Below are 3,125 nucleotides of genomic sequence, written 5' to 3'. Positions count from 1 at the left end.
CGGCAATGGCAGACGCGATGAGAACCAACGCGACACCCGCCATGAATAGCCGGCTGTTCGACGGTCCGCGGCCCCCGTGGTCGAAGGAGTTCGGCATTGCTAACCGCCGAATCTCGCGCCGGCGTCGACGCCCCACATGGCCATCGTGAGCAACGCGTTCAAGATGATGACAACACTGATGCTCGCGCGCATCGCATGCCCGGCCGCGACACCGACCCCCTCAGGACCGCCGGACGCGTAAAACCCGTAGTAGCACTGAAGCGCCGACGCGACGAAGACGAAAACAACGGCTTTGATCGTGGCCAACACAACGTCTCTGCTACTGCTGAACAAGGCGAAATAGTGCAGATATGTCCCCAGGGACGAACCGGAGGCCACGGCAAACACGGTCTGACTGGCAAAATATGCCACCGCTAAGCACACCAGGAATAGGGGAATGGCTGCAACGACTGATGCCACGACGCGGGTCGTCACCAGATACGGAACGGGGTTGATAGCCATCCCTTCCATTGCGTCGATCTCTTCGGAAATGCGCATGGCGCCCAATTGTGCGGTGAAGCGACACCCCGCCTGGGTGATGAATGCGAGTGCGATCATGACCGGCACCAATTCGCGCGTCGATCCCCACGAGGACAGCAGACCGGTCGCCGGACCCAAGCCGAGCAGGTTCAACGAGTTGTAGCCCTCGACGGCGAGCAGCGCGCCCGCGCTGACTCCCAACACCAAGGCGACCCCGACAGTGCCACCGCCGACCACAATCGACCCGTTACCCCACGAGATATCCGACAGAGTCCGCAGGAATTCCCGGCGATAGCGGCCCAGCGTGACCGGGGTCGCCGACAGTACTCGGGCGAAGAAAAACACCATGTGACCGACTTTGGCGGCCGTCAGTCCACCCGCACGTGTCGCTTGAACAAGTGGGCCGGCGCCGGGGACGTGATACTTCGCGACTACCACGGCTACAAGCTCGTCCGCGGGAACAGAATGAAGTAGAGCTGACTCAGCGCGACGTTGACGGCCATCAACAGCAATATGGATTCAACCACCGCCGCGTTCACCGAATTCGCAACCCCAGCAGGACCACCGTGCGTGTCCAAGCCCTTGTGGCAGCTGACGATCGCCACGATCGCCCCGAAGATAATCGCTTTGACCAGAGCCAGCACGAAGTCGTCGACCGTAGCGAACGCGGAGAACGTTGCGACAAACGAGCCCGGCACTCCGCCTTGCAGGTACACGTTGAACAGGTAGCCCACGACAAACCCGGCAAAGGTCGCCGATCCAGTCAACGCAACCCCTACCACGATGACCGCGACGAACCTGGGAACCACCAGCCGCCGGATCGCCGAAACACCCATCACCTCCATCGCGTCGATTTCCTCGCGCATCGTTCGCGAGCCCAAGTCGGCGGAAACCGCCGAGCCCACGGCCGCCGCCAGCAGGATCGCCGCCACCAGCGGAGCACCCTGGCGGATCACCACTAACCCGTTCGCGGCGCCGGCCAACGAATCGGCGCCGACTTGCTGCGCAAGTACGGAAAACTGGATCGCCAAAGTGACGCCGACCGGAATCGTCACCAGCAGTGTCGGGACAACCGCGGTTCCGGCCATAAACGCCGCCTGTCGGACGAACTCCCCCACCGGGAATCGACGGCCGAACAGATCGACGAAGAGATACTGGACGGTGCGTACGCCCAACACCACCTGACCGCCCACGGTGTGCAGCGACAACAACGGATGCGACTGCAAGTACCGGCGGCCCCAGTCACCGATCTCCCGGACAGCCGAACGCTCGCCAAGCGGCTGCTGATCTTCTTGCGAAGCAGTCAGCAACATGCCGCAGCCGTCGATGATCCCAGGGGCTACCGAATCGGCCATGGCGACGCCAGCATTCGAGCGGTCACTTCCACCGACGTCGGTAGACATCGAGTTGTGCCTCCGACTTCGCCTGTGCTCATCACCCGGGTTCCGCCAATCTAGTACCGCTGCGGATGCCAGCAGCTTGACCCATCCCTGGCCACACGCATACCCGGCTCTCGATTGAGCCGATCGCGCCGACCTCCTGGCCACTGCCTCCCCAATCCGGCACTCGCGGGTGCAAACCGCAAAACGGTCATATAATTCGATGGTTTAATCTATTAACACAATGGAGACGATCCCACAGCACGACACCAGTTGGCAAGATCGGCAACTCCATACAAGAAATCTGGGCGGACTGCTCGGCTCAACAGGTACCAGCCCTCGTAAGGAGCGGGATCATCATGACCACTACCGAGGTTGTCGACATCCAACCCATTCCGGAACACGTAAGCCGTCAGATCATCCTCCCGGACGGGCATCTAGACGAGATAGCACTGTTCGGGGCCTACCGCTGGCTGCGCGAGAACACTCCGCTCGGCCACGCGCACGTCGACGGCTACGACCCGCTCTGGCTGGTCAGCAAGCACGCCGACATCATGGAAATAGAGCGGCAGCCACAGATCTTCAACAGTGGGGGCGGCGACAAGCCGGGTTCACACAATCCGATACTGGCCAACCAGGCCGGTGATGAATTCACCAGGAGCATCAACAACGGCAGCTTGCGCATCCTAGAGACGCTGACCTACCTGGATCCACCCGAGCATTCCACTATCAAAGACATCGCAAGGGATTGGTTTCGCCCGGTCAACCTCGCTCAGTGGGAGGACCGCATTCGACAGCTCGCCCTTGAAGCTGTCGACTTGTTGCTCCATACGGATGGTCCGATCGACTTCGTGGCGGACTTCGCGCTCGGTTTCCCGTTGCACGTGATCATGACCCTGTTCGGTGCGCCACCCGAGCATGAACCACACATGATGAAGCTGACCCAGGAGTTCTTCGGCGTTGCAGATCCTGACGAGCGGCGCGATGATGTTGCGGATATCGCACCGCAGGCCGCCGCGCAGCAATGGGCCGCAGCGATCCAGGATTTTTTTTCGTATTTCGACTCCTACGTCGAAGACTGCCGTGCGAATCCCCGCGACGACCTGGCTTCTCTCATCGCCAACGCTCGCCAGGAGAACGGTGATTTCTTCCCGAAGATCACCGCCTACGGCTATTACATCGCAATCGCCACCGCCGGTCATGACACCACTTCGAGCACGCTGGCGG

Annotated in this window: 3 protein-coding genes; 1 reads left to right on the top strand and 2 read right to left on the bottom strand. The window is 61.2% G+C overall.

Annotated elements, in window-relative coordinates; all coding sequences use genetic code 11:
- Positions 1-99: 99 nt before the first annotated feature.
- Both WAN71_RS11775 and WAN71_RS11770 read right to left on the bottom strand, forming a co-directional pair.
- Positions 100-957 carry an MlaE family ABC transporter permease gene (locus tag WAN71_RS11775; RefSeq protein WP_422225498.1) on the bottom strand — a complete coding sequence of 286 codons (858 nt, stop codon included), beginning with the start codon at positions 955-957 and terminating at the stop codon, positions 100-102.
- 2 nt (positions 958-959) lie between these two features.
- Complete coding sequence (locus WAN71_RS11770) at positions 960-1,832, bottom strand: MlaE family ABC transporter permease (protein ID WP_422225499.1); 873 nt, start codon at positions 1,830-1,832, stop codon at positions 960-962.
- Positions 1,833-2,257: 425 nt separating this feature from the next.
- On the opposite strand from WAN71_RS11770, the gene WAN71_RS11765 reads away from it, so the two are divergent.
- The coding region (locus tag WAN71_RS11765) for a cytochrome P450 (RefSeq protein WP_422225497.1) at positions 2,258-3,125 on the top strand (868 nt) is incomplete at its 3' end.

The organism is Mycobacterium sp., from assembly GCF_049280035.1.
Taxonomy (GTDB): Bacteria; Actinomycetota; Actinomycetes; order Mycobacteriales; family Mycobacteriaceae; genus Mycobacterium.
Note: the sequence above shows the minus strand (reverse complement) of the source record. Positions and strands in the feature narration are given on the sequence as shown.

Coding starts and splice junctions, on each gene's coding strand:
- WAN71_RS11770 (WP_422225499.1), bottom strand. CDS start 1,832: ATGTTGCTGACTGCTTCGCAAGAAGATCAGCAGCCGCTTGGCGAGCGT.